Source organism: Streptomyces sp. NPDC039480, assembly GCF_055597165.1.
Map to the genome: position 1 here is coordinate 244,975 of NZ_JBVITX010000009.1, position 22,643 is coordinate 267,617.

Genomic DNA, 22,643 nt, shown 5'->3' on the forward strand with positions numbered 1-22,643 from the left:
GACAAAGACCGGCCCCGCCTGCGAACAGACGGGGCCGGAAAACGCTGGGGCGCGATCAGGCGGGGAGTACGACGACGAAGCGCTGCGGCTCCTCGCCCTCGGACTCGCTGCGCAGGCCGGCGGCCTTGACCGCGTCGTGCACGACCTTGCGCTCGAACGGCGTCATCGGCTCGAGCCTGGCCGGCTCACCGCTGCTCTTCACGTCGGCCGCGGCCTTGGCGCCCAGCTCCGAGAGCTCCTCGCGCTTCTTGGCGCGGTACCCCCCGATGTCCAGCATCAGGCGGCTGCGGTCACCGGTCTCACGGTGCACGGCGAGACGCGTGAGCTCCTGGAGGGCCTCCAGAACCTCACCGTCACGGCCGACCAGCTTCTGCAGGTCACGGCTGTCGCTGTCGCTGATGATCGACACAGCGGCGCGGTCGGCCTCGACATCCATGTCGATGTCGCCGTCGAGGTCGGCGATGTCCAGCAGACCCTCGAGGTAGTCCGCCGCGATCTCCCCCTCCTGCTCGAGGCGGGTGAGGGTGTCGCCGGCCTCGGCTGCGGCGGAGGTGGTGGTGCCTTCCGTCACGGGATGGGCTCCTTCTACTTCTTGGAGGACGGGTGCTTGGGCCGCTGCTGGCCCTTGCGCTGCTGTCCCGACTTGGCACGGCTGCGCTGACCGGAGCCGGGCTTGTTGCCCTGCTTGTTGTTGCCACCGGCCTGCTTGGTCTGGGGGGAGACGTCGGAATCGCCCGCGGGCTCGGCCGTGGTCTTCTCCAGCGACGTCTTCGCGTCGGCGGGTTCCTCCGCCTTGGTGGCACCGCCAGCGGCCTGCGTGGGGGCGGCCTGACGCTTGGACTTGCTCTGCCGCTTGGGCTGCTGGCGCTTCGGGGCGCCGCCCACGGTCGTGCCGTCCTCGGTCTCGGTCACGACGGAGTTGTCGCTCTCCACCACGGTGCCGTCGGCCTGGGCCGCGAGACCCGCCTTGGTCAGACCGTTGATGAACTTCCGCTCGAACTCGTTGCGGTCCCGGCCCTTGGCGACGATCGCCTTGACCACGTTCGTGTTGCCACGCCCGCGCACCTTCTTGCTGTGCGTGACCTGCTTCTGCAGACGCTCCAGGAAGGCGGCCTGGGCCTTGGAGCCGGGGGTGGGGTTCCGGCGGATCACGAACATCTGCTGACCCATGGTCCACACGTTGGTGGTCAGCCAGTAGACGAGGACACCGACGGGGAAGTTGATGCCGAAGATGGCGAACATGATCGGGAAGACGTACATCAGCATCTTCTGCTGCTGCATGAACGGCGTCTTGACCGTGGTGTCGACGTTCTTCGTCATCAGCTGGCGCTGGGTGAAGAACTGCGAGGCCGACATCAGGACGATCATGAGGGCGGTGACGACGCGGACGTCGGTCAGCGTGGCGCCGAGCGAGGCGACCTTGTCGGCGCTGTCCATGAACTTCGCGGCCAGCGGGGCGCCGAAGATGTGCGCCTTACGCGCGCTCTCCAGGAGATCGCCGTCGATGACGCCGATCTCCTTGCCCGTCGCGATGCCGTTGAGCACGTGGTACAGGGCGAAGAAGAACGGCGACTGCGCCAGGATGGGAAGGCACGAGGAGAGCGGGTTGGTACCCGACTCCTTGTACAGCTTCATCATCTCTTCGGACTGGCGCTGCTTGTCGCTCTTGTAGCGCTCCTGGATCTTCTTCATCTCGGGCTGCAGCGTCTGCATCGCCCGAGTGGCCTTGATCTGCTTCACGAAGAGCGGGATCAGGCAGATCCGGATCAGGATCACCAGGGACACGATGGACAGGCCCCAGGCCCAGCCCGTGTCGGGGCCGAAGAGCTTCCCGTACACCGAGTGGAACTGGACGATGATCCACGAGACTGGTGTCGTGATAAAGCTGAAGAGACTGGCAATCGTGTCCACTAATCAGGCTCCTTGAGCATGGGACGGGGTCTCGGTCTCGGCGGCCGACCCCGGGGGGATCTCCCCGGTCGGCGCGCTTGCGGCGGAGGGCCCGCCCTTGCGTTCGCGCCAGGCGGCGCGCAGCATCTCGTGCCACCGCGGACGCTTGCGCGGCGGGACATGGTCGACACCACCGAGCGACCACGGATTGCACCGCAGGATGCGCCAGCCGGTGAGCGCCGTTCCCTTGATCGCACCGTGCCGGTCGATGGCCAGGTAGCCGTAACGGGAACACGATGGGTAGTACTTGCACACCGGGCCCAGAAGCGGACTGATCGTCCACTGGTACAGCTTGATCAGAGCCAGCAGCGGGTACTTCATCGCGCGCCCCCTCCCAGCAGCCGCTGCAAGGCGGCGTCCAGGTCTCGGGCCAGCTGTGCATGGTCGGCGTCACCCGCTCCGGGCAGCGCTCGTACTACTACCAGGCTACCGGGGGGCACCAGGGCCACCCGGTCGCGCATGAGGTGACGGAGTCTGCGCTTCACGGTGTTGCGGACGACCGCTCCACCCACGGCCTTGCTCACGACGAAACCCGCACGTGTCGGGGGAAGGTTCTCCCCTGGCACGTGCGGGTCCGTTGCACCGCTACGTAGATGGACGACGAGAAGCGGGCGACCGGCCCGTCGTCCTCGGCGTACCGCGGTCGCGAAGTCTTCGCGCCGCCTCAGCCGATGCTCGGTAGGCAGCACGACGTCATGACCTGATCGGGATCAGGCGGACAGGCGGGCGCGACCCTTGCCACGGCGGGACGCGAGAATCGCGCGGCCGGCACGGGTGCGCATGCGCAGCCGGAAGCCGTGGGTCTTGGCGCGACGACGGTTGTTCGGCTGGAAGGTGCGCTTGCTCACTCGGGGGCTCCAGAAATGATTCGTTGGTGGCGGGACATCGCCTGGCTGTCACCGTGCGCCCACGAGAAGCTCGCGAATACGCACCGAGTGCACCGCTTCACAATCACAGATCGTGATCTTTGCCCATCGGAGGCAGGCGGCAGCAGCCATCGACAACTCGACCTGGTCACGGTACGCGGGGCTACGCCATCCGGTCAAACCGGCCATCGAGGGGAGACACTGTGCACAGCCTGTGGACAACAACTTGAACCGCAGCCGTCGCCCTGACTACCGTGACGGAACTCCGATTCGTTCCCTTCCCCCTCCCCATCCCGATTTCCGTCCCGCGAACCACACGTTCGTGGGACCCCGTGAGAGAGCGTGCCCTGTGGCTGACGTACCTGCCGATCTTGCCGCAGTGTGGCCACGAGTTCTGGAACATCTGCTGGGTGAGGGCCGCGGGCAGGGAGTCGAGGCGAAGGACGAGCGGTGGCTCCGGAGCTGCCAGCCCCTGGCACTCGTCGCCGACACCGCCCTGCTCGCCGTTCCGAACGAATTCGCCAAGGGCGTACTGGAAGGCCGGCTGGCCCCGGTGGTCAGCGAGACGCTGAGCCGCGAATGCGGGCGGCCGATCCGCATCGCCATCACCGTCGACGACTCCGTGGGTGAACCCGCGGGCCCGCCGGCGCCGCCCATGCAGCACCAGCACACACAGCAGCAACAGCACAACCAGCAGCAGCGCTACGAAGAGCCGGAGCTGCCGCCCTCCTCCGGTCAGGGGCGTGAGACGTACGAGAACTACGGACGGCGTCCAGGGGACGAGCACCAGGGCGACTCCCGGTCCGACCAGATGCCGACCGCGCGCCCGGCCTACCCGGAGTACCAGCGCCCCGGCGCCTGGCCCCAGCAGCAGCCGCAGGACGACTACGGCTGGCAGCAGCCGCGGCTCGGCTTCCCCGACCGTGATCCGTACGCGAACCCGGTCCAGCAGCCGCAGCACGACTACCGCTCGCAGCCTCCGCAGGATCGTTCGCCGTACGAGCAGCGGCGCCCCGAGCCGCAGGACAGGCGCGAGCGTCACGACATGTCCGAGCCGCACGGCGGGCCACGCGGCGGCGGTGTCCACCGGGGCGGGCCGGTCGGCCCCACCTCGTCGAGCGGCGCCCCCGGGCCGCTTGCGGCGCAGCCGGCGCCCGCGACGGGCCCCGGCGAGCCCACCGCGCGCCTCAACCCGAAGTACCTCTTCGACACCTTCGTCATCGGTGCGTCGAACCGCTTCGCGCACGCGGCCGCGGTAGCCGTCGCGGAGGCGCCCGCGAAGGCGTACAACCCCCTCTTCATCTACGGAGAGTCGGGCCTCGGCAAAACGCATCTGCTGCACGCGATCGGGCACTACGCCCGCAGCCTGTACCCCGGCACGCGCGTGCGCTACGTGAGCTCGGAGGAGTTCACCAACGAGTTCATCAACTCCATCCGCGACGGCAAGGGCGACAGCTTCCGCAAGCGGTACCGCGAGATGGACATCCTGCTCGTCGACGACATCCAGTTCCTGGCGGACAAGGAGTCGACGCAGGAGGAGTTCTTCCACACCTTCAACACGCTCCACAACGCGAACAAGCAGATCGTGCTCTCCAGTGACCGGCCGCCCAAGCAGCTGGTCACTCTCGAGGACCGGCTGCGCAACCGCTTCGAGTGGGGACTGATCACCGACGTCCAGCCGCCGGAGCTGGAGACGCGTATCGCGATCCTCCGTAAGAAGGCGGTGCAGGAGCAGCTCAACGCCCCGCCGGAGGTGCTCGAGTTCATCGCGTCACGGATCTCGCGGAACATCCGTGAGCTGGAGGGCGCGCTGATCCGGGTCACCGCGTTCGCGTCGCTCAATCGGCAGCCCGTGGACCTGGGGCTCACGGAGATCGTCCTCAAGGACCTCATCCCGGGCGGTGAGGACGCGGCTCCGGAGATCACCGCGCCGGCCATCATGGCGGCGACGGCCGACTACTTCGGGCTGACGGTGGACGACCTGTGCGGATCCTCGCGCAGCCGCGTGCTCGTGACGGCGCGCCAGATCGCCATGTACCTGTGCCGGGAGCTGACCGACCTCTCCTTGCCGAAGATCGGCGCGCAGTTCGGCGGCCGCGACCACACGACGGTCATGCACGCGGACCGCAAGATCCGCGCGCTGATGGCTGAGCGGCGCTCCATCTACAACCAGGTCACCGAGCTCACCAACCGCATCAAGAACGGCTGACAGCCACTCCAGTACGTCGCTGAGGGCGCTCCAGGACTCCTCCTGGGGCGCCTTTTTGCTGTCGGCACGCGCGCGTGGAGGTCTTCGCACACGCCCGTGCGGTTCTTCGCTGTTCGATTTCCCCTGCTCAGGCGGCTGTTCTCCACAGATCTGCCGACTTTTTCCCTTCCACACCCTGGGGAGGGGGAAGTTGTCCAGACGCTGTCCACAGGGGACGCTGCTGAGAGATCATCAGGCCAGGTCAGGTGTCTGTGGATTCGTGGACGGAGACTCTCCACAGCCTGTGGAGAAAAATCTCGTCCACAGGCTGTGCATGAAGTTGTCCACCGGCGGCCCACAGACTTGAGCTCGTTGTCCCCAGCTTTCCCCAGCTTCTCCACACGCCTGTCCACTGTTCGGCAACGCGACGCGCCTTCTCACCGGGTCGAGTGAAAGGCGTCACACCAAGGTGGTCGGTTGGCCTGTGGGGAAGCTGGGTAAAGCTGGGGACAGCGCTGGGGAGAAGTGGCCCCTGCCTGTGCACCGGGTGTGCAGAACTTTCGCCCGTCCACAGAAACACCTGGTTGTCCACCGGCACCGCCCACAGGGTCAGTGGATAAAAAACCGGGCCTGACCAGCGCTTTCGCGGTTATCCACGGTTTCCACAGCCCCTACTACTACTCCCAACTAGAGAGACCGGGGAAATGGTTTCGAAGCTGGGGCTGTGCACAACTCTCGCTCCGGAGCTCCGACACCGCTCGCCACGACTTGACCCCGACAGGCAACGACTGTCAGTGCAGTGCGTCAGACTGGTCCCCGGTGTCCTTCCCACGGCATGGCTGAGAGACACCGAGTCAGACGACGAGGGCCACAGGCCCAGCGGGCGAGAGCAGCCAGCAACAGCAGGAGGGCGGCTTAGGTGAAGATCCGGGTTGAACGCGACGTACTCGCGGAGGCGGTGGCCTGGGCGGCGCGCAGCCTCCCGGCCCGGCCGCCTGCGCCCGTCCTCGCAGGCCTGCTGCTGAAGGCCGAGGAAGGCGCACTGAGCCTGTCGAGCTTCGACTACGAGGTCTCGGCACGCGTCTCGGTGGACGCCGAGATCGACGAGGAAGGCACCGTCCTCGTGTCGGGCCGACTGCTCGCGGACATCTGCCGCGCCCTCCCCAACCGCCCGGTGGAGATCTCCACAGACGGTGTACGGGCGACGGTCGTCTGCGGCTCCTCGCGCTTCACACTCCACACGCTTCCTGTGGAGGAGTACCCCGCGCTGCCGCAGATGCCGACCGCCACGGGCACCGTCCCCGGTGAGGTCTTCGCCTCCGCCGCCTCCCAGGTGGCCATCGCCGCGGGCCGCGACGACACGCTGCCGGTGCTGACCGGTGTGCGCATCGAGATCGAGGGCGACACGGTCACCCTGGCCTCCACCGACCGCTACCGCTTCGCGGTCCGTGAGTTCCTGTGGAAGCCGGAGAACCCCGAGGCGTCCGCGGTGGCCCTGGTGCCCGCCAAGACGCTCCTGGACACCGCCAAGGCCCTCACGAGCGGCGACACGGTCACCCTGGCCCTGTCCGGCTCCGGTGCCGGCGAGGGCCTCATCGGCTTCGAGGGCGCCGGCCGGCGTACGACCACGCGTCTCCTCGAGGGCGACCTGCCGAAGTACCGCACGCTGTTCCCCACCGAGTTCAACTCGGTCGCGGTGATCGAAACCGCCCCCTTCGTAGAGGCCGTCAAGCGCGTGGCCCTGGTCGCCGAGCGCAACACTCCGGTGCGGCTCAGCTTCGAGCAGGGCGTGCTGATCCTGGAGGCGGGCTCCAGCGACGACGCACAGGCTGTGGAAAGGGTCGACGCCCAGCTGGACGGCGACGACATCTCCATCGCCTTCAACCCGACGTTCCTGCTCGACGGCCTCAGCGCGATCGACTCGCCGGTCGCCCAGCTCTCCTTCACCACGTCGACAAAGCCCGCTCTGCTGAGCGGCAAGCCGGCCGTGGACGCCGAGGCGGACGAGGCCTACAAGTACCTGATCATGCCTGTACGTCTGAGCGGCTGAGCCCACAGGTGTGTGCGTGCGTCCGGGCGTAGGCTCGGACGCAGGTACGAAAGTGCCGTAACGCCACCTCGCTAGTGAAGGAACCTCTGATGGAGCTCGGTCTCGTCGGCCTCGGCAAGATGGGCGGCAACATGCGCGAGCGCATCCGCCGCGCAGGTCACACCGTCATCGGATACGACCGCAACCCGGACCTCGCGGATGTCCCCAGCCTCGAAGAGCTTGTGGGCAAACTCAAGGGCCCGCGGGTGGTGTGGGTGATGGTCCCGGCAGGGGCCGCGACCCAGGCCACCATCGACGAACTCTCCGAGCTGCTGCAGCCCGGTGACGTCGTCGTGGACGGCGGCAACTCCCGCTGGACCGACGACGAGAAGCACGCCGAGGAGCTCAAGGCCAAGGGCATCGGCTTCGTCGACTGCGGCGTCTCCGGCGGCGTCTGGGGCCTCAAGAACGGCTACGCCCTGATGTACGGCGGCGACGAGGACGACGTCGCCAAGGTGCAGCCCATCTTCGACGCCCTGAAGCCGGAGGGTGACTTCGGCTCGGTGCACGCGGGCAAGGTCGGTGCGGGCCACTTCGCGAAGATGGTCCACAACGGCATCGAGTACGCGATGATGCAGGCCTACGCCGAGGGCTGGGAGCTCCTGGAGAAGGTCGACTCGGTCACGGACGTCCGTGAGGTCTTCCGCTCCTGGCAGGAGGGCACGGTCATCCGTTCCTGGCTGCTCGACCTCGCGGTCAACGCCCTGGACGACGACGAGCACCTGGAGAAGCTGCGCGGCTTCGCGCAGGACTCCGGGGAGGGCCGGTGGACGGTCGAGGCCGCCATCGACAACGCCGTGCCGCTGCCCGCGATCACGGCCTCGCTCTTCGCCCGGTTCGCCTCGCGCCAGGACGACTCCCCGCAGATGAAGATGATCGCCGCGCTGCGCAACCAGTTCGGTGGCCACGCGGTGGAGTCCAAGAGCGAGCACTGATCCACAGCCTGTGCGCAACGGCAGCCGTTGTGCACAGGCCTCTCAGCAAGTGAAGTAGGCCGGGGGAGGTCGGCGCACACCATGCACGTCACGCATCTCTCGCTGGCCGACTTCCGCTCGTACGCCCGGGTCGAGGTCCCGCTCGACCCGGGCGTCACCGCGTTCGTGGGCCCGAACGGGCAGGGCAAGACCAACCTCGTCGAGGCCGTCGGCTATCTCGCCACGCTCGGCAGCCACCGGGTCTCCTCGGACGCCCCCCTCGTCCGCATGGGCGCGGAGCGGGCCGTCATCCGGGCCGCCGTCACCCAGGGCGAGCGCTCCCAGCTGGTCGAGCTCGAGCTCAACCCCGGCCGCGCCAACCGCGCCCGCATCAACAGGTCTTCCCAGGTCAAGCCGCGCGACGTGCTGGGCATCGTCCGCACGGTGCTGTTCGCGCCCGAGGACCTCGCGCTGATCAAGGGCGACCCCGGTGAGCGTCGGCGCTTCCTCGACGAGCTGATCACCGCGCGCTCCCCGCGCATGGCCGGGGTCCGCTCCGACTACGACCGGGTCCTGAAGCAGCGCAACACCCTCCTGAAGTCCGCCGCACTCGCCCGTCGGCACGGCGGTCGCTCCATGGACCTGTCCACGCTCGACGTCTGGGACCAGCACCTCGCGCGCGCGGGAGCCGAGCTGCTCGCCCAGCGGCTCGACCTGATCGCGGCGCTGCAGCCGCTGGCCGACAAGGCGTACGAACAGCTGGCACCCGGCGGCGGCCCCGTCTCTCTGGAGTACAAGCCGTCGGCACCCGGCGAAGGACACACCCGTGAGGCGCTCTACGAGCAGCTGATCGCCGCCCTCGAAGAGGCCCGCAAACAGGAGATCGAGCGGGGCGTCACCCTGATCGGCCCTCACCGCGACGACCTGCTGCTCAAGCTGGGCCAGCTCCCCGCGAAGGGGTACGCGAGCCACGGCGAGTCCTGGTCGTACGCCCTGTCGCTGCGCCTGGCCTCGTACGACCTGCTCAGGGCCGAGGGCAACGAACCGGTGCTCGTCCTCGACGACGTCTTCGCGGAGCTGGACAGCCGCCGCAGGGAGCGGCTCGCGGAGCTGGTGGCCCCCGGCGAGCAGGTGCTGGTCACCGCCGCGGTCGACGACGACGTCCCGGGAGTGCTCACCGGCACGCGGTACACGGTGTCGGACGGCGCGGTGGAGCGCGTATGAGCTCCGGAGAGTCTGCCGAGGGCGCCCCCGAGAACACCGCAGCGGGGACCCCGAAGAAACCCGAGCCCTCCGGCGTCGACCTCGCCAGGGTCGCCCTGCGTGCCGCCAAGGAACAGGCACGCGCGCGTGGGGACGCCGCACAGCAGAAGAAGCAGGCCCGGCGCGGCGGGCTGCGGTCCGGCGCGCGCTCCGACGGGCGCGACCCGCTGCCGCTCGGTTCCGCGATCAACCGTCTGATCACCGAGCGCGGCTGGGAGACGCCGGCCGCGGTGGGCGGCGTGATGGGCCGCTGGCCGCAGATCGTCGGCGACGACCTGGCCAACCACTGCGTACCCCAGCGGTACGACGAGGACGAGCGCGTCCTGACCGTGCAGTGCGACTCCACGGCGTGGGCCACGCAGCTGCGTCTCATGGCCCCCCAGCTGGTCGCACGGCTCAACGAAGACCTGGGCCACGGCACCGTGCGCCTCATCAAGGTCCTCGGCCCCGGAGGCCCCCCGCGCCGCTTCGGACCCTTGCGCGCACCGGGCAGCACGGGCCCCGGCGACACCTACGGCTGAGCCCGTCGGTGACGGTTGCTGGCGGTTGACGGCTCGAAGCGCTGAGTGCCGCTGTGAGCGTTCTGGAGCCCTGGGCCGCATATGGGGAGTCGGCCGAGGCCGGTTCAGGGCGGCACATGAGGACTCAGGTACCGGCAAACCCCCATCACTGTCAGCGCTACCGGTAGACTGGAAGCTAATCCCGCCCCACTTGTGGGACGCACCGAGCAACGCTGACTATCGCTGAACGACGCAGCCGCTCCGGCCACCGCCGGGAGCTTGGCTTGTGCTGTGCCAGAAAGGGCGCTTCGTGGCCGATTCCGGCAACCCCAACGAGAACATCCCGTCCACCGCCGCCGGCGAGAACGTCGAGGCACCGCCCTCGTACGACGCCAGCGCGATCACCGTCCTCGAGGGTCTGGACGCGGTCCGCAAGCGACCCGGCATGTACATCGGTTCGACCGGTGAGCGCGGCCTGCACCACCTCGTGCAGGAAGTCGTGGACAACTCCGTGGACGAGGCCCTCGCCGGCCACGCGGACACGATCGACGTCACGATCCTCGCGGACGGCGGCGTGCGCGTGGTGGACAACGGCCGAGGCATTCCGGTCGACATGCACCCCGTGGAGAAGAAGCCCGCCGTCGAGGTCGTCCTGACCGTGTTGCACGCGGGCGGCAAGTTCGGCGGCGGTGGCTACGCCGTCTCCGGTGGTCTGCACGGCGTCGGCGTCTCCGTGGTGAACGCCCTCTCGACCAAGCTCGCCGTCGACATCAAGCGCGACGGCTACCGCTGGACCCAGGACTACAAGCTGGGTGTGCCGACGGCCCCGCTCGCCAAGCACGAGCGGGTCGAGGAGTCGGGCACCACGGTCACCTTCTGGGCCGACCCGGACGTCTTCGAGACGACCGAGTACTCCTTCGAGACGCTGGCGCGGCGTTTCCAGGAGATGGCGTTCCTCAACAAGGGTTTGACGATCAAACTCACTGATGAGCGTGACTCGGCGAAGGCCACGGCCGGTGCCGACTCGGCCGAGGCGACCGACGACGAGGCCGCCGAGGCCCGCACGGTCACGTACCACTACGAAGGCGGCATCGTCGACTTCGTGAAGTACCTCAACTCCCGCAAGGGCGAGGTCGTCCACCCGACCGTCATCGACGTCGAGGCCGAGGACAAGGAGCGCCTGCTCTCGGTCGAGATCGCGATGCAGTGGAACTCGCAGTACACCGAGGGCGTGTACTCCTTCGCGAACACGATCCACACGCACGAGGGCGGTACGCACGAAGAGGGCTTCAGGGCCGCACTGACGGGCCTGGTGAACCGCTATGCGCGCGAGAAGAAGCTCCTCCGCGAGAAGGACGACAACCTCACGGGTGAGGACATCCGCGAGGGTCTGACCGCGATCATCTCGGTCAAGCTCGGCGAGCCCCAGTTCGAGGGCCAGACGAAGACCAAGCTGGGCAACACCGAGGCGAAGACCTTCGTCCAGAAGGTCGTCCACGAGCATCTCACGGACTGGTTCGACCGGAACCCCAACGAGGCCGCGGACATCATCCGCAAGGGCATCCAGGCCGCCACCGCGCGCGTGGCCGCCCGCAAGGCGCGCGACCTGACCCGCCGCAAGGGCCTCCTGGAGACGGCGTCGCTGCCCGGCAAGCTCAGCGACTGCCAGTCGAACGACCCCACCAAGTGCGAGATCTTCATCGTCGAGGGTGACTCCGCCGGTGGTTCGGCGAAGTCCGGCCGCGACCCGATGTACCAGGCGATCCTGCCCATCCGAGGCAAGATCCTGAACGTCGAGAAGGCGCGCGTCGACAAGATCCTGCACAACCAGGAAGTCCAGGCCCTCATCTCGGCCTTCGGCACCGGTGTGCACGAGGACTTCGACATCGAGAAGCTCCGCTATCACAAGATCATCCTGATGGCGGACGCCGACGTCGACGGCCAGCACATCAACACGCTGCTCCTGACGTTCCTCTTCCGCTTCATGCGGCCGCTGGTCGAGCACGGGCACATCTACCTGTCGCGCCCGCCGCTCTACAAGATCAAGTGGTCGCGGGACGACTTCCAGTACGCGTACTCCGACCGAGAGCGCGACGCCCTGGTGGAGCTCGGCCGCCAGGCCGGCAAGCGCATCAGGGACGACTCGGTCCAGCGCTTCAAGGGTCTCGGCGAGATGAACGCCGAGGAGCTCCGCATCACGACGATGGACCAGGAGCACCGCGTGCTCGGCCAGGTGACCCTGGACGACGCGGCACAGGCCGACGACCTCTTCTCGGTGCTGATGGGAGAGGACGTCGAGGCACGGCGCTCGTTCATCCAGCGCAATGCCAAGGACGTCCGTTTCCTCGACATCTGAGTCGGCCCGTACAAGCCGCACCTCGAAAGGACTTTGACCAGCAATGGCCGACGAGAACACCCCTGTGACGCCCGAAGAGGAACCCGCCGTTCCCGGTGTGGGCATGCGTGTCGAGCCCGTCGGGCTCGAAACGGAGATGCAGCGCTCGTACCTGGATTACGCGATGTCCGTCATCGTGTCCCGCGCGCTGCCCGACGTACGCGACGGTCTGAAGCCCGTCCACCGCCGCGTCCTGTACGCGATGTACGACGGCGGCTACCGCCCCGAGAAGGGCTTCTACAAGTGCGCCCGCGTCGTCGGCGACGTCATGGGCACCTACCACCCGCACGGCGACTCCTCCATCTACGACGCCCTGGTGCGCCTCGCCCAGCACTGGTCGATGCGGATGCCGCTGGTGGACTCCAACGGCAACTTCGGCTCCCCGGGCAACGACCCGGCGGCCGCCATGCGGTACACCGAGTGCAAGATGGCGCCGCTGGCCATGGAGATGGTCCGTGACATCGACGAGGAGACCGTCGACTTCACGGACAACTACGACGGCCGCAACCAGGAGCCGACGGTCCTGCCGGCGCGCTTCCCGAACCTGCTGATCAACGGCTCGGCGGGCATCGCGGTCGGCATGGCCACCAACATCCCGCCGCACAACCTCCGCGAGGTCGCGGCGGGCGCGCAGTGGGCCCTGGAGCACCCCGACGCCACGCACGAGGAGCTGCTCGACGCCCTCATCGAGCGCATCAAGGGCCCCGACTTCCCGACCGGTGCCCTGGTAGTGGGCCGCAAGGGCATCGAGGAGGCGTACCGCACGGGCCGTGGCTCCATCACGATGCGCGCGGTCGTCGCGGTCGAGGAGATCCAGAACCGCCAGTGCCTGGTGGTCACCGAACTCCCCTACCAGACCAACCCCGACAACCTCGCGCAGAAGATCGCCGACCTGGTCAAGGACGGCAAGGTCGGCGGCATCGCCGACGTCCGCGACGAGTCGTCCTCGCGCACCGGCCAGCGCCTCGTCATCGTCCTGAAGCGTGACGCGGTCGCCAAGGTCGTCCTGAACAACCTCTACAAGCACACCGACCTGCAGTCGAACTTCAGCGCCAACATGCTGGCCCTGGTCGACGGTGTGCCGCGCACCCTCTCGCTGGACGCGTTCATCCGCCACTGGGTGACGCACCAGGTCGAGGTCATCGTCCGGCGCACGAAGTTCCGGCTGCGCAAGGCCGAGGAGCGGGCGCACATCCTGCGCGGCCTCCTCAAGGCCCTGGACGCCATCGACGAGGTCATCGCGCTCATCCGCGGCAGCCAGACCGTCGACATCGCGCGCGAGGGCCTCATGGGCCTCCTCTCGATCGACGAGATCCAGGCCAACGCCATCCTCGAGATGCAGCTGCGCCGGCTCGCCGCCCTGGAGCGCCAGAAGATCGTCGCCGAGCACGACGAGCTCCAGGCGAAGATCAACGAGTACAACTCGATCCTGGCCTCCCCCCAGAAGCAGCGCCAGATCATCAGCGACGAGCTCGCGGCGATCGTCGACAAGTTCGGCGAGGACCGTCGCTCCGCCCTGGTGCCCTTCGACGGCGACATGTCCATGGAGGACCTGATCGCCGAAGAGGACATCGTCGTCACCATCACGCGCGGCGGCTACATCAAGCGCACCAAGACGGAGGACTACCGCTCGCAGAAGCGCGGCGGCAAGGGCGTGCGCGGCACGAAGCTGAAGCAGGACGACATCGTCGACCACTTCTTCGTGTCGACGACGCACCACTGGCTGCTGTTCTTCACGAACAAGGGCCGCGTCTACCGCGCGAAGGCGTACGAGCTGCCCGATGCCGGCCGCGAGGCCCGCGGCCAGCACGTCGCCAACCTCCTCGCCTTCCAGCCGGACGAGCAGATCGCCGAGATCCTCGCGATCCGCGACTACGAAGCGGTGCCCTACCTGGTGCTCGCCACCAAGGGCGGCCTGGTCAAGAAGACCTCTCTGAAGGACTACGACTCGCCGCGGTCGGGTGGCGTCATCGCCATCAATCTCCGTGAGACGGAGGACGGTTCGGACGACGAACTGATCGGCGCCGAGCTCGTCTCGGCCGAGGACGACCTGCTGCTCATCAGCAAGAAGGCCCAGTCGATCCGGTTCACCGCAACGGACGACGCGCTGCGCCCGATGGGCCGCGCCACTTCGGGCGTCAAGGGAATGAGTTTCCGCGACGGCGACGAACTGCTCTCGATGAATGTCGTTCGTCCAGGTACGTTCGTGTTCACCGCCACCGACGGTGGGTACGCGAAGCGGACCAACGTCGACGAGTACCGCGTCCAGGGTCGCGGTGGCCTCGGCATCAAGGCCGCCAAGATCGTGGAGGACCGCGGCTCGCTCGTCGGCGCCCTGGTGGTCGAGGAGACCGATGAGATCCTCGCCATCACGCTGTCCGGCGGTGTGATTCGTACGCGAGTCAACGAGATCAGGGAGACGGGCCGTGACACCATGGGCGTCCAACTGATCAACCTGGGCAAGCGCGATGCCGTGGTCGGTATCGCTCGTAACGCCGAGGCCGGACGCGAGGCCGAAGAAGTCGACGGGGACATCGTCGTCGACGAATCGGACGGTGCCGAACCGGCCGCCGGTACGGACGAGGGCACGGACTCCTCGGCCGAGTAGCGCGAGGAGTGAGTCATCGTGAGTGGAGCCACGGGCGCCGGGGCGAATCGGACCGGCACTACCGGCACGGAAGGTGCCCGTGGCTCCGCCACTGATGCACACGACTCAGACGAGTCTCATGGATCCCAGGGGGGGACTGTGACGGACACCCGAGGGCCAGAGACCGCTGGTCAGGCCGCTGACCAGTACGACGCCTCGTACCCGGCGGGCAAGGGCAAGAACAAGAAGAAGGCGGGCGGCGCGCTGCCGGGTGAGCGACAGCCCCAGCAGCAGTCGTCCCAGCCGTACCACCCGCCGCAGGCGTATCAGCAGGGCGCGCAGGCCGGTGGTGCGCGCAAGCCGCGCACCGGGGCGCGCACCATGCCGCGCACGCGCAAGGCGCGGCTCCGGGTGGCCAAGGCCGACCCCTGGTCGGTGATGAAGGTCAGCTTCCTGCTCTCCATCGCGCTCGGCATCTGCACGATCGTCGCGGCGGCCGTCCTGTGGATGGTCATGGACGCGATGGGCGTCTTCTCCACGGTCGGCGGCACGATCTCCGAGGCGACGGGCTCGAACGAGTCCAACGGCTTCGACCTGCAGTCCTTCCTGTCGCTGCCGCGCGTCCTGATGTTCACGTCGATCATCGCGGTCATCGACGTCGTCCTCGCGACGGCTCTGGCGACGCTGGGCGCCTTCATCTACAACCTCTCCGCGGGCTTCGTGGGCGGCGTCGAGCTGACCCTGGCCGAGGACGAGTAGTTCTCTCGCAGCTGCGTCTGGCGCGGCCGTCCTCCACGCGCGTGGGCATCGATTTTGGGACTGGCGCCCAGGTGCGCTAATCTTCAGAGGTCAGCGCGCGGGACATACACCGCAGCGCGGCGGGGCTATAGCTCAGTTGGTTAGAGCGCATCCCTGATAAGGATGAGGCCACAGGTTCAAATCCTGTTAGCCCCACCAGCACAGAACCCCCAACCGGTTGCGGTTGGGGGTTCTGGCGTTTCCGGGGGCTTCTGAGCTCCTTCTGTGCTCTTCCTGTGCTCTTCCTGCGCTCTGCAGGGGTCCGACCGGGGCCCCCTTGGGGGCTCTCGTCGGGCAGCCAAGACAGCAGCCAAGAAGAAGACCCCCGGCCTGTCGTGGCCGGGGGTCTTCCGAGGTTTACGAGGGCGTGTGCCCTGGGCGCGAGGCCGGGGTTACGGCTCTGAGGCGAGGACCGGCTCATGCGCGGGGGACTCCGTCTCGGTGTCCGCGTCCACGTCCGTGGGCGGCAGGTGCCGGCAACTGGGGGACGAGCCGTGGGCCTCGGCGCGGATGCGCTGCTTCATCGTCGGGGGCAGGGACCGTTCGTACGCTGCCGCCCAGAGGGCCGTCATCGGCGCGCTCACGCACGCTGTGGCGTTGCGTGCGTTCGTGGTCTCCTGTACCGCCGTGGCCGCGGTGGCCGTCGTGGTGAGTCCCAGCGCGGCGAAGAGCGCGAGGAAGGCGGTGACGATCGTGGTCCACAGCTTCATGGCCTTGTTGCCGGTCATGGCCCCTCAATTCGGGTTGGGCGATTTGCGTACTTTCCTCATGATGTGTATGTGGGGCTGAGAGTGGCGGACCGACGCTCGTGGCGCGTGGATGTTCAGATGAACACCACCCGGATGGCCGCAAGGGTGCCGAGAAAGGGGCAAAGCGGCGAAAGTCACAGCGGGGACGGGAACTGTGCGAAGTTCTGAGGTCCGTTTCGACTGCGCTGTTCAGGGCGGGAGTTGAGGCAGATCCAGGTCACCGATCGATATCGCTCGGTGTGTATAGTCGGGCGCCAGAAGTCCCCTACGTCAAGGAAAGACGAGGTCGCGCGGTGAAGAAGCTTCTCCTGGTCGCACTGGCCGCCATCGGCGGGCTCCTCGTGTACCGCCAGATCCAGGCGGATCGCGCCGAGCAGGATCTGTGGACGGAGGCGACTGACTCCGTGCCCACGGGTTCGTGAGTCATCGACAACAGTCACTTGCAGGCCCCGGTCGCTTTTGCGGCCGGGGCTTTGTGTTGTTCGCGTCCGTTAATTAAACGCTTGCGTATGCAAATGCGAGGGTGGCGCGGTTGCGTCGGTGGTGGGCTCGTGGTGGTGTCCGCGCGGCAGTCGGCGGGCAGGACGGTCGGGATGGGCGGGACGGCTAGGTTCGCGGCGAGGGGTGACGCGGGATGGGGCGGCGGAGGCGGAGGCTGAGCGGAGGCTCGGCTGCGGCTGTGGTCGCGGTGTTGTGCGTGGTGGCTGGGGGTTCCGGGCAGGCCGGGGCCACGGGGCAGGCCGGGGCCGCAGGGCAGGGCGTGGCTGCGGGGCCGTCACCCGGCCCGTACGCCTTTGCCGAGGGCGCCGAGACGGTCGAGGGTGCTGCGAGCAACGTCGATGGGCCTCGGCTCAGCCCCGGTAAGACGTACAAAAGCTCCCTCCCGCGCGTGGGGCAGCGTTTTTACCGCCTGGAGCTCGGGGCGGAGGACAGTGCGTACGTCTCGGTCACGGCTGTTCCGAAGCCCGGTACCAGGGTTTCCTACGCCGACGGGGTCGAAGTGTCCGTACAGGACGCCGACGGCAACAACTGCAGCCCTCTGGAGGCGGAAGAGGCACGGTTCGGCTCTTCGGAGAGCCCGCGTCCGATCACGGCCACGGCAGCGCGCAGGGCCGGCCCCGACGAGAAGAGCTGTAGGGGCGCCGGTACGTATTACGTGCTGGTCGAGCGGGCCAGAGCTTCCAGTGCCGCTCTGGAGAACTGGGACCTGGAACTTCACGTGGCGTCAGAACCCGCGCTGCGGGCGGGGAGCGCGACCGCTCCGCCGGAGTCGTGGAACTCCGCGGCGCCTGTACTGCCCTCGGGAGAGCGGAAGCATCGCGGGGGCGGCACGAGCTTCAACACGGCCCGGGGGCTGGAGAAAGGGGTGTGGGGGGCCGACATCGTGCCCGGGGAGACCCTCTTCTACCGCGTCCCGGTCGACTGGGGGCAGCAACTGTCGGTCGCCGCGGAGCTGGGCAGTTCGCGGCTCGGCAGTTCGGGGCTGGGCAGTTCGGAGTCCGGCAGTTCGGGTGGAGCCGGTCGTGGGGTGGCTCGGGACTCGGGGTACGTCTCGTCCGCGTTGGTCGTGTCCCTGTCCAACCCGGTGCGTGCCCAGGTCGACGACGCTGACACGGCGTTCGACGGCAGGCAGAAGTCGACGGTCCTGGACCCGCTGCCGCCGGTCGCGTACGAGAACCGCTTCGCCCTCACCGACGAAGTCGCCGCCATGCGCTTTGCCGGCTGGTACTACGTGGCGGTCCACCTGAGCCCGGACGTCGCGGAGAAGTTCGGCGCCGCCCCGCTGGAACTGACGCTACGGGTGGACGTCGACGGGTCACCGCGGCCCGGACCCTCGTACGCGGGAACGCCCGAGCCCGCCGAGAACTTCGGCGTCACGGAGCGGGACACGGAGGCGGCGGAGCGCGGGGAGACAGCGACCGGAACCGGTGCGAGTGCTGGTGGGGACGACGACGGGCTGATGGTGGTCATCGCCGCCGGGGGGATCGGGACCGGGGTGGCCCTGCTCGGGGTCCTCGGCTTGTGGACGCTGCTCGCGCGGCGCAGGGCGGCGAGGGCATCGGAAGCGGAATCGGCATCGGCATCGGCATCGACGTCGGCGGAAGCGTCGGCACCCGTGGCTGCGCAGTCCGGGCAGTTCGGACCGCCACGGGGCTGGTAAGGGCGGGTCACCGGGCCTCGCCTCGATCTTCAGAGCTGCTTGCGTCAAAGCAGTTTGCGTCAAAGCTGCGTGAGTGCCCAGACGCCGATCGTGAGGCAGACCAGCGCTATGAGCAGCATCGGCACCGCTACCTTCGCGGGCGGCCCAGGGGGCTTCAGCGGAGTGGAGGCGGCCGCGGGTTGGAACTGGGGAAGTGGGTGGTTCGGGGGCGGAACCTGGGCGGCGTGAGCGGTGTACAGATAAGTAGAAGCGTGAACGTGAGCGCGTGGGGGCGAGGACGTGACGGTGGGGTCGGGCGCAGGTGCCTGTAGGGGCATCGGAGTGGGGGGAGTGGATGGCTGGGGAGGCTGCGGGGGAGGCGGCGGTGGTGTCGATGCCGTGCCAGGTGGCCGGGCCGCAGGCGTGGGGCGCGCATGGCGAGGTGCGGAGCCCGGGCGCGGTGTGGCAGTGAGAGGGCCCTCCGGGCCGAAACCCGTCGGCAGAGGGGGTAGTTGATCGAAGATCTCGATGAGTTCGTCGTCCGGGCCCGGCTCGGGCAGCATCTCCGCGGCCGATGCCAGCGCCTTGCGCGCCCCCGTGGCGGTCCGGAAGCGCGACTGGGGGTGCGGTTGGAGAAGGGTGGCGATGACCTGCCAGAGAGGCTCAGGCACGCCCTGCGGGGCCTGCGGCGTGCCGTGTTCGGCGAAGTACTCGATCAGCGCTTTGGCGTCCGGCTTGGCGCCTTCCAGGAGGTACAGGGCGACCAGGCCGACGGCGAAGAGGTCGGCGGTGAAGTCGGGTTCGGCGCCCAGCATCTGCTCGGGGGCGAAGTAGCCGGGCGTCCCCACCACATAGTCCGTCTCGGTCAGTCGCGGCTCGCCCTTGCGCATCGAGATGCCGAAGTCGGACAGGCGCAGATGCGGGCGTCCGGCGCCGGTGGCCTCCAGCAGGATGTTGGCGGGCTTGATGTCGCGGTGGACGACGCCTTCGGCGTGGACGGCCGCGAGGCCGGAGAGGAGTTGGTCGAGGAGGGCGCAGGTGAAGCGGGGTGGCAGTGGGCCATAGTCCCCGATCACGTGCGCCAGTGAGCCGCCGCCGATCAGGTCCATGGTGAACAGGACCTTGTCGTCGTCGGCGGCCCAGCTGGCGGGCGCGAGCACATGAGGGTGGTCGATCCGCAGGGCCTGCTCCCGTACGAATCTCAACAGGGAGTGCGCGTCGCTCTGTTGCAGGACCTTGGCGGCCACGTACCGGTGTCGCCGGTGGTCCCAGGCGCGCCAGACCGCTCCGACTCCCCCGCGTCCGATCGGGTCGACCAGTTCGTACCGGCCGGCGAAGACCTCACCCATGGTCGCGCTCCGCTCCCCTTCCGGGCCGCGCGCGGCGGCCCGGTCGACGGCTCAGCTCTGGTGCGCCTCGTAGTGGGCGACCGCGTCCGCGGTGCGCCCGGCGCCGTACACCCGGAGGAACTCTGCCAGTTCCGGGTGGGTCGGGGCGAGAGAGTCGGCGGCATCGATGATGTCGCCGGCCGCCGCGACGGAGCGCAGCAGCGACTGGATCTCGCGCACCACGCGCTTCACCGTGGGAGCACCCGAACTGGTCGCGGTTTGCGCGGTGTTGGTGAGGACGGAGCCGCCCTGGGACTTCTTGATCTCGTCCATGCGGTCGGTGGCCTCGGCGGCGCTGACGCTGCCGTCCGCGACCTGGCCCGCCAGTTCCTGGAGGAGCTGGACGCGCTGGACGACGGCGGGGTTGCCGATCTTGGCGCGCTGGCCGCTCATCAGCTGGGACAGCATGGGCGCGGACAGGCCGAGGACTCCGGCGAGGCGCGCCTGGTTCAGTCCCAGATCATCGATGAGGCGGCGGAAGAGCGCTCCCAGCGGCTCCCCGTACCAGTTCCGCTGGAGCTCTCGTGCTCTCGCGGTGGTGTCCTGCTGTGCGGCGTCCATGTGCGTCTCCCCATCGCTTCCCCTAAGACCGTGGTTCGCTGCCGCGAACCACGTCGAGCATCTTACGGAGCGTGGTCGTGGACCGGGAGTCCCAATCCTTTTGCGAGATCGGGGGGGTGACCCGGTACTCTGGTCTGCGATGCACGCCGGGACGTGGTTCCTCCGGTTCGATGTGTCTCTCGCGGGGCCTTAGCTCAGTTGGTAGAGCGCTGTCTTTGCATGGCAGATGTCAGGGGTTCGACTCTCCTAGGCTCCACATCAGTAGAGGTCCCCTGACCTGCGGAAACGCAGGTCAGGGGACCTCTCTGTGTTTATAACGTCAGCACCGTGTCAGCACCGGTCTGATTTACGGTTCCCTCCATGGCGTACATCAAGAAACGGGACAAGCGGGACGGAACGTCTAGCTTCACCGTCATGTGGAGGGCCGGCGGGGCCCGCGGCGGCAAGCAGGAGTCCGAGGTTTTCGAGGACGAGACGGCCGCCGAGCGCTTCCGGGATCTGGTGAACGGCCACGGCCAGCAGTGGCCCCCGGGGTGGACCCGAGGTCACGGATTTGTTGCGGATCGGCGGCGCGCGGACACGATGTTCGAGCCCTTCGCGCTCGCCTACGTTGATCGACTCACCGGTATCCAGGGCGACACGCGCAGCAAGTACAAAAAGGAAATACGGGAGAACATGACTCCCTGGTTCGGCCCCTACTCTGTGGAGGACGGCGAGGGCAGCATCGTCCGGACCATGGTTCAGGACTGGGTCAACGACCTGGAGGCGGGTCGCCTTGCCCCGCTCGACCCCCGCGACCGGAAACCCCGTACCGCGTACGCACCGAAGACCATCCAGAACAAGCACGGCCTCCTCAGCGCCATCATGCAGTCCGCCGTGGACGCAGAACCGTCACTGCGGGCCTCCAACCCTTGCGCGAAGACCCGTTTGCCCCGGCTCGACGCAGCCGAGGACGAAGAGGAAATGGTCTTTCTCGAACGCGAGGAATGGGCCTGGATCTACGAATGCCTCGCCGACGACGCCAAGGATCTTGCCGAGACCATCGCAGAGACCGGCTTCCGATGGGGCGAGGCAACCGCCCTCCAGCCCCGCGATCTCCGTCGACGCAACGGCCGCCCGGCCATCCGCGTCCAGCGGGCATGGAAGAAGGACGAAGACGGCAAGTCCATCCTCGGCCCCCCGAAGACCCGGAAGTCGCGCCGCACCATCGTCATCACGCACAAGCTGGACCGGATGCTGCGGCGCCGCGCCCAGGGCCTAGCTCCCGATGCCCTGATCTTCACCGGCCCCGAAGGGGGCAAGTGGGACCCCGGCACCTTCCGCCGCCTCCGCTGGTTGCCCGCGATCGCGCTGGCCGCAGAGAAGTACGGCCTGCTCAAGCGACCGCGCATCCATGACCTTCGCCACTCCCACGCGTCGTGGCTGATCGCGGCAAAGGTGCCCCTGCCGGCCATCCAAGGGCGGCTTGGGCACGAGTCCATCACCACCACCGTGGACCGCTACGGCCACCTCCTGGATGCCCTGGACGACGAGGTCATGGCCGCCATCGAATGGGCCATGGACCCGACTGCCCCACTGCCCGGCTTCTTGGAGCGCTCCGGCCTGGCATCCACGACAGACGGTCTCCCTCATGTGCCACGCCAGCACTCCGGACTGGCCCAAGAATCCTGGAAGGACGCCAGCGACATGCCGCAGGAGAGTGCCGAGCGCGCGAATGCCCCGGTCTTCGTCGTCACACTGGATGGCCAGGAGGTGCCGTTCGCGGACCGACAGCACGCGCAGGACGTCGCTGATCAGTGGAACGACGATCATGAGGACGAGATCGCGGCCATGCGGGCAGATGGCTGGCCAGAGGAGAAGATAGCCCGCCGCGGAGCCCTCGGCCCGGAGCAACGCGAGCGATGGAACGGCGGCGGCTCCGTCTGGACCCGGATGCCAGAGAGGCAGTTTGTGTATTCCGCTCTGGCGTCGTACGAAGCCGACGGCACCCTGACGTACGAGCCGCTTCCGGTGAGTGGCGGCCGGTGGACGTGGGAGTTCGATCGCGACGGCTTCACCACGCGGGCCGCAGAGTTCCGGACCGAGTTCCGACCTGGCGGCAGCACTGAGGCGCACGCCCGGGGAACCAACAGGTCGGCGGTGACCCGGGCCTTTGAGCAAGCCCGCGTAGAGGCGTTGGAGGTGTGCGCCCAGCACCCAGACCTCGGCCTCACGAGCACGCAGGCATGACGCGGTAGCCCCACCCATCACCCGGA

General features: G+C 68.2%; 19 protein-coding genes and 2 tRNA genes. 13 read left to right on the forward strand and 8 right to left on the reverse strand.

The window, feature by feature from the left end; genetic code table 11:
• Nucleotides 1-55: 55 nt before the first annotated feature.
• From ACZ56E_RS27310 to rpmH, 5 genes are read right to left on the reverse strand one after another with little or no spacing between them, the layout of a single operon-like run.
• Nucleotides 56-571, reverse strand: a complete 516-nt coding sequence (locus ACZ56E_RS27310; RefSeq protein WP_468607277.1) for a Jag family protein — start codon at nt 569-571, stop codon at nt 56-58.
• 14 nt (nt 572-585) lie between these two features.
• The gene (gene yidC, locus ACZ56E_RS27315; protein ID WP_471218139.1) at nt 586-1,911 is read right to left on the reverse strand and encodes a membrane protein insertase YidC; all 1,326 of its coding nucleotides are present in this window, start codon (nt 1,909-1,911) and stop codon (nt 586-588) included.
• A gap of 3 nt (nt 1,912-1,914) precedes the next feature.
• On the reverse strand, nt 1,915-2,271 hold the full coding sequence (gene yidD, locus ACZ56E_RS27320; RefSeq protein WP_362988237.1) for a membrane protein insertion efficiency factor YidD: 357 nt from the start codon (nt 2,269-2,271) through the stop codon (nt 1,915-1,917).
• Nucleotides 2,268-2,639, reverse strand: a complete 372-nt coding sequence (gene rnpA, locus ACZ56E_RS27325) for a ribonuclease P protein component (protein ID WP_468607283.1) — start codon at nt 2,637-2,639, stop codon at nt 2,268-2,270. The genes yidD and rnpA overlap by 4 nt, the downstream gene beginning before the upstream one ends.
• A gap of 21 nt (nt 2,640-2,660) precedes the next feature.
• Nucleotides 2,661-2,798, reverse strand: a complete 138-nt coding sequence (gene rpmH, locus ACZ56E_RS27330; protein WP_003949374.1) for a 50S ribosomal protein L34 — start codon at nt 2,796-2,798, stop codon at nt 2,661-2,663.
• 367 nt (nt 2,799-3,165) lie between these two features.
• Between rpmH and dnaA the strand changes: the two genes are divergently transcribed.
• The 9 genes from dnaA (at nt 3,166) to ACZ56E_RS27375 (ending at nt 15,709) form a co-directional block, all read left to right on the forward strand.
• Entirely contained in the window at nt 3,166-5,025 is a 1,860-nt protein-coding gene (dnaA, locus tag ACZ56E_RS27335; protein WP_471218142.1) for a chromosomal replication initiator protein DnaA, read from the forward strand.
• Nucleotides 5,026-5,923: 898 nt separating this feature from the next.
• A complete protein-coding gene (dnaN, locus tag ACZ56E_RS27340; RefSeq protein WP_150169944.1) occupies nt 5,924-7,054 on the forward strand; it encodes a DNA polymerase III subunit beta in 1,131 nt (376 codons plus the stop codon).
• Nucleotides 7,055-7,143: 89 nt separating this feature from the next.
• A complete protein-coding gene (gene gnd, locus ACZ56E_RS27345) occupies nt 7,144-8,028 on the forward strand; it encodes a phosphogluconate dehydrogenase (NAD(+)-dependent, decarboxylating) (RefSeq protein WP_468607287.1) in 885 nt (294 codons plus the stop codon).
• 81 nt (nt 8,029-8,109) lie between these two features.
• Nucleotides 8,110-9,231 (forward strand): DNA replication/repair protein RecF, encoded by a 1,122-nt coding sequence (gene recF / locus ACZ56E_RS27350; RefSeq protein WP_471218144.1) that lies wholly within the window; start codon nt 8,110-8,112, stop codon nt 9,229-9,231.
• Nucleotides 9,228-9,791, forward strand: coding sequence for a DciA family protein (locus tag ACZ56E_RS27355; RefSeq protein WP_471218146.1), 564 nt, complete (start codon nt 9,228-9,230; stop codon nt 9,789-9,791). Before recF ends, ACZ56E_RS27355 begins: the two co-directional genes overlap by 4 nt.
• A gap of 265 nt (nt 9,792-10,056) precedes the next feature.
• Entirely contained in the window at nt 10,057-12,126 is a 2,070-nt protein-coding gene (gene gyrB, locus ACZ56E_RS27360; protein WP_398301865.1) for a DNA topoisomerase (ATP-hydrolyzing) subunit B, read from the forward strand.
• 43 nt (nt 12,127-12,169) lie between these two features.
• Nucleotides 12,170-14,773 carry a DNA gyrase subunit A gene (gyrA, locus tag ACZ56E_RS27365; RefSeq protein ID WP_471218148.1) on the forward strand — a complete coding sequence of 868 codons (2,604 nt, stop codon included), beginning with the start codon at nt 12,170-12,172 and terminating at the stop codon, nt 14,771-14,773.
• An 18-nt stretch (nt 14,774-14,791) separates the two neighbouring features.
• Nucleotides 14,792-15,511, forward strand: coding sequence for a DUF3566 domain-containing protein (locus ACZ56E_RS27370; RefSeq protein ID WP_471218151.1), 720 nt, complete (start codon nt 14,792-14,794; stop codon nt 15,509-15,511).
• A 121-nt stretch (nt 15,512-15,632) separates the two neighbouring features.
• Nucleotides 15,633-15,709: transfer RNA gene (locus tag ACZ56E_RS27375), tRNA-Ile, on the forward strand.
• 233 nt (nt 15,710-15,942) lie between these two features.
• Here the strand turns inward: ACZ56E_RS27375 and ACZ56E_RS27380 are convergent.
• A complete protein-coding gene (locus ACZ56E_RS27380; RefSeq protein ID WP_471218153.1) occupies nt 15,943-16,278 on the reverse strand; it encodes a DUF6344 domain-containing protein in 336 nt (111 codons plus the stop codon).
• Nucleotides 16,279-16,592: 314 nt separating this feature from the next.
• On the opposite strand from ACZ56E_RS27380, the gene ACZ56E_RS27385 reads away from it, so the two are divergent.
• Together ACZ56E_RS27385 and ACZ56E_RS27390 are read left to right on the forward strand one after the other, a co-directional pair.
• The gene (locus ACZ56E_RS27385) at nt 16,593-16,721 is read left to right on the forward strand and encodes a DLW-39 family protein (RefSeq protein ID WP_003999697.1); all 129 of its coding nucleotides are present in this window, start codon (nt 16,593-16,595) and stop codon (nt 16,719-16,721) included.
• Between the two features lie 467 nt (nt 16,722-17,188).
• Nucleotides 17,189-18,460 carry a hypothetical protein gene (locus tag ACZ56E_RS27390; protein ID WP_471218155.1) on the forward strand — a complete coding sequence of 424 codons (1,272 nt, stop codon included), beginning with the start codon at nt 17,189-17,191 and terminating at the stop codon, nt 18,458-18,460.
• 59 nt (nt 18,461-18,519) lie between these two features.
• On the opposite strand, the gene ACZ56E_RS27395 is transcribed toward ACZ56E_RS27390, so the two are convergent.
• Nucleotides 18,520-19,788, reverse strand: a complete 1,269-nt coding sequence (locus ACZ56E_RS27395) for a serine/threonine-protein kinase (RefSeq protein WP_471218157.1) — start codon at nt 19,786-19,788, stop codon at nt 18,520-18,522.
• A 51-nt stretch (nt 19,789-19,839) separates the two neighbouring features.
• On the reverse strand, nt 19,840-20,388 hold the full coding sequence (locus ACZ56E_RS27400) for a helix-turn-helix domain-containing protein (RefSeq protein WP_055527494.1): 549 nt from the start codon (nt 20,386-20,388) through the stop codon (nt 19,840-19,842).
• A 183-nt stretch (nt 20,389-20,571) separates the two neighbouring features.
• Between ACZ56E_RS27400 and ACZ56E_RS27405 the strand changes: the two genes are divergently transcribed.
• Nucleotides 20,572-20,644 (forward strand) — tRNA-Ala (locus ACZ56E_RS27405).
• A 104-nt stretch (nt 20,645-20,748) separates the two neighbouring features.
• The gene (locus ACZ56E_RS27410; protein WP_471218159.1) at nt 20,749-22,617 is read left to right on the forward strand and encodes a tyrosine-type recombinase/integrase; all 1,869 of its coding nucleotides are present in this window, start codon (nt 20,749-20,751) and stop codon (nt 22,615-22,617) included.
• The last annotated feature ends 26 nt before the right edge of the window (nt 22,618-22,643 follow it).